Origin of the sequence: uncultured Abyssibacter sp., assembly GCF_964000955.1 — a bacterium.
Classification (GTDB): domain Bacteria; phylum Pseudomonadota; class Gammaproteobacteria; order Nevskiales; family OUC007; genus Abyssibacter.
Genome location: NZ_CAXFCL010000243.1, coordinates 1 through 2,958, shown reverse-complemented (window position 1 = coordinate 2,958; position 2,958 = coordinate 1). Strand labels below are relative to the sequence as shown.

The window sequence follows — 2,958 nt, the reverse complement described above, 5'->3', positions numbered from 1 at the left end:
GTCGATCAGATCCTCGGTCAGCGCACCGATGATGCCGTTGTTCGCCGCGTAGACGGTGCCGATGCTGTCCGGGTGCCGGCGTGCGGTCTCGATGACGCCGGCCGCCGCCGCGTTGATCACGGAGGTGACGCCACCGGACTGCGCGTAAAGGGCGTTTTTCACCCCGGACATGGGCGCTTCCTGGGAAGTGGGTGGCGCAAGAGGATAATCGAATCGCGCGCAGAGATTCGACTGTGCGATGGTCGAATTCGCGTCGGGCCGGACGGCGGGTGGCGTCCCCGGTTGTAGGAAATTCCAGACTTTGGTCGTACCTACGGCGAGGCCCGCGGCGAAGGCCTGCTCACTCAAGCCCTTGTCGGGGCAGGAGATTCCCGAACCTGGCGGACGAATCCGTGCTCGCCGCTGGCCCGCGAGCGGGCAGTTGTCGATTGACGCCTCTCGAACGCTCAGAGTACCGTTGCCGTTCGCCGCCACCGCGCGGCTGGTTGGTGCGCGGCAGCAGAATCGCGCCCAAGCCTCTCATTCGACATTCGGACTAAGTACATGCGAATCGTATTGCTGGGCGCGCCCGGTTCCGGAAAGGGCACGCAGGCCGCGAAGTTGCAGGAAAAGCACGGTGCGCCTCAGATTTCGACGGGAGATCTGCTTCGGGCCGCCGTTGCGGAAGGCACGGAACTGGGGTTGAAGGCCAAGGCGGCCATGGAAGCCGGGGAACTGGTGGCTGACGAGATCGTCGTCGGCATGATTCGCGAGCGGCTGGAAGCGCCGGGCGCCGACGGTGGATTCATTCTCGACGGTTTTCCGCGCAGCCACACGCAGGCGGCCGCGCTGGACGAAATGCTGACCAAGCTGGGACGCCCGCTGGAAAAGGCGGTGCACCTGGTGGTGGACAACGAAGAAATCATGACCCGTCTGCTGGAACGCAAGCGGGCCGACGACACCGAAGACACGATCCGGCATCGCCTGGAAGTCTTCGAAAGCCAGACCAAGCCGGTGGTGAACTACTACGCCGCGCAGGGCAAGCTGTCGACGGTGACCGGTGTCGGTGAGATCGACGAGATTTTCGGACGGATCGAACAGGCCGTCGGCGTCTGATCGGCGGGCCATCCGGTACGCAGAAAGCCCGCGAGTCGCGGGCTTTTTTGTGAGCGTCAGTCGGCGTCCGCGAGCTGCAAGATCGGCGGTTGTCCCGGCTTGACCCGCAGCGTCTGCGCGCCCTCCAGGAACGCGACGAGGGTTTGTCCCGCGACCCGGGCCCGCCAGCCCCGCAGCAGGTCGAGTTCGCGCTCGCCGGCGGCAAGACGGGTCAGATCGCCGCGGCCGGCGATGGCGCTGGCGGTCATCCGGTGCGCCAGCGCCTGCTGCCGCAACAGGGCCATCAGCGCATCGACCACCGGTTCGGCTTCGGGCGGCAGTGGCCGTTCGTCCTGGGTCTCCAGTTCCGGCCAGTGCCGGTCGGTGGCCATGGCCGCGAGCATCGCATCACCGTCGCGGGCGATGGCCTTGTCCTCCAGCCCGCGGATGCGTTGCAGCTCGCCGCGCTGTTTCGGCTTGCGCCGCGCCAGATCGAGAATCACGTCGTCCTTGAGCACCCAGCGTCGCGGCAGATTGCGCGCCAGCGCGGTGGTTTCCCGCCAGCTCGCGACGCGCGCCGCGACCTGACGCTGATTGGGCCGCAGCTTGCGGATACCCTTGAGCTTGCGCCAGGCGTTGTCGGGTTCCACCACCCAGTGATCGGGCCGGGCCATCGCGGTGAACTCCTCGTCCAGCCAGCCCGTCCGGCCGAGTTTTTCCAGTTCGTCGCAAAGCCGCGCGTAGGCGCCTTCCAGCCAGACCACGTCGGCGGCGGCGTATTCCATGGCATCGGGATCGATCGGCCGGTCCAGCCAGTTCATCCGGGAGAACGCCTTCGGCAGCACCTTGCCCAGGGTTTTCTCGACCAGGGAGCCGTAGCCGATCTGATCGCCGTAACCGAGCAGGCTGGCCGCCAGCTGGGTATCGAAAATCGGCGCGGGCGCCATGCCCAGCTCGTGATGCAGCACCTCCATGTCCTGCCCGGCGGCATGGAACACCTTGATCTGATCGGGGCGGCCCAGCAGCGCGCGCAAGCCCTCGGTGGCGTCGAAGGCCAGTGGGTCGATCACCGCGCATTTTCCGTCCGCGCAGACTTGCACCAGCGCCAGCTGCGGCCAGTAGGTCCGTTCGCGCATGAACTCCGTGTCCACGCAAAGCGAGGTGGCCTCGCGCACGCTGTCGGTATAGGCGGCCAGGGCGGCCGCGTCGGTGATCTGCTGGAAGTCCATGCAAGTGCCGTGTGAGCGGTGAGCGGATAGACTATAGGTTCTCGCCCGCAGGGGTGCTCACCTCGCACGATGTCTCAATTTCTTTCAATGCTGGGCCGATTGCTGCTGTTGCGCTGCGGTCCGCAGGATCTGCCGTACTCCACGTCTCTGCTCGGTGGCAGCATCGCCGCCAGTATCGCCGCCAACATTCTCTCGTTGGGTATCGGTACATCGACGCTGGCCGCGGTTCCGCAGACCCTGGTCGCCACCCTGGTGTCGGTGGGCTTCGTGATCGGCATGTTGCAGATTCGCGAGCGCACGCCCCGGGCGGTGCAGACGCTGACGGCGCTGTTCTCCACCCAGGCGGTGCTCGGCGTGCTCGCCCTGTTTCCGCTGCGCACGCTCGCGCCGGTGTTTCAGCAACTCGCCGAGAATCCGGATGCCGCGTCGACCATCGAGGCGCCGTCGTCGGCGGTGGCCGCCTGGCTGGCGCTGGGGCTCTGGAGCGTGATCGTCACCGGGCACATCCTCAAGAACGCGCTGGACGTGCACATGCTCGCCGGCGTTGGTCTCGCGATCCTGCAGGGGATGCTGATCTGGATCGTCCTGATCCCTCTGGCCTGAGGTTTCGCGGTGGCGCACGTACACATTCTCGGCATCTGCGGCACCTTCATGG

At 66.4% G+C, this 2,958-nt stretch carries 3 protein-coding genes and 1 pseudogene; 2 read left to right on the top strand and 2 right to left on the bottom strand.

Going from position 1 to position 2,958, the window contains the following annotated elements; translation table 11 throughout:
• A pseudogene (locus ABNS06_RS11805) lies at positions 1-171 on the bottom strand (diphosphate--fructose-6-phosphate 1-phosphotransferase); the annotation flags it as partial.
• A gap of 372 nt (positions 172-543) precedes the next feature.
• On the opposite strand from ABNS06_RS11805, the gene ABNS06_RS11800 reads away from it, so the two are divergent.
• Positions 544-1,095 (top strand): adenylate kinase, encoded by a 552-nt coding sequence (locus ABNS06_RS11800; protein WP_348674798.1) that lies wholly within the window; start codon positions 544-546, stop codon positions 1,093-1,095.
• A 56-nt stretch (positions 1,096-1,151) separates the two neighbouring features.
• Here the strand turns inward: ABNS06_RS11800 and rnd are convergent, their stop codons facing one another.
• On the bottom strand, positions 1,152-2,303 hold the full coding sequence (gene rnd, locus ABNS06_RS11795; protein WP_348674797.1) for a ribonuclease D: 1,152 nt from the start codon (positions 2,301-2,303) through the stop codon (positions 1,152-1,154).
• Between the two features lie 87 nt (positions 2,304-2,390).
• Here rnd and ABNS06_RS11790 point away from each other — a divergent pair, with 87 nt between their 5' ends.
• A complete protein-coding gene (locus tag ABNS06_RS11790) occupies positions 2,391-2,906 on the top strand; it encodes a hypothetical protein (protein ID WP_348674796.1) in 516 nt (171 codons plus the stop codon).
• Positions 2,907-2,958 lie beyond the last annotated feature (52 nt).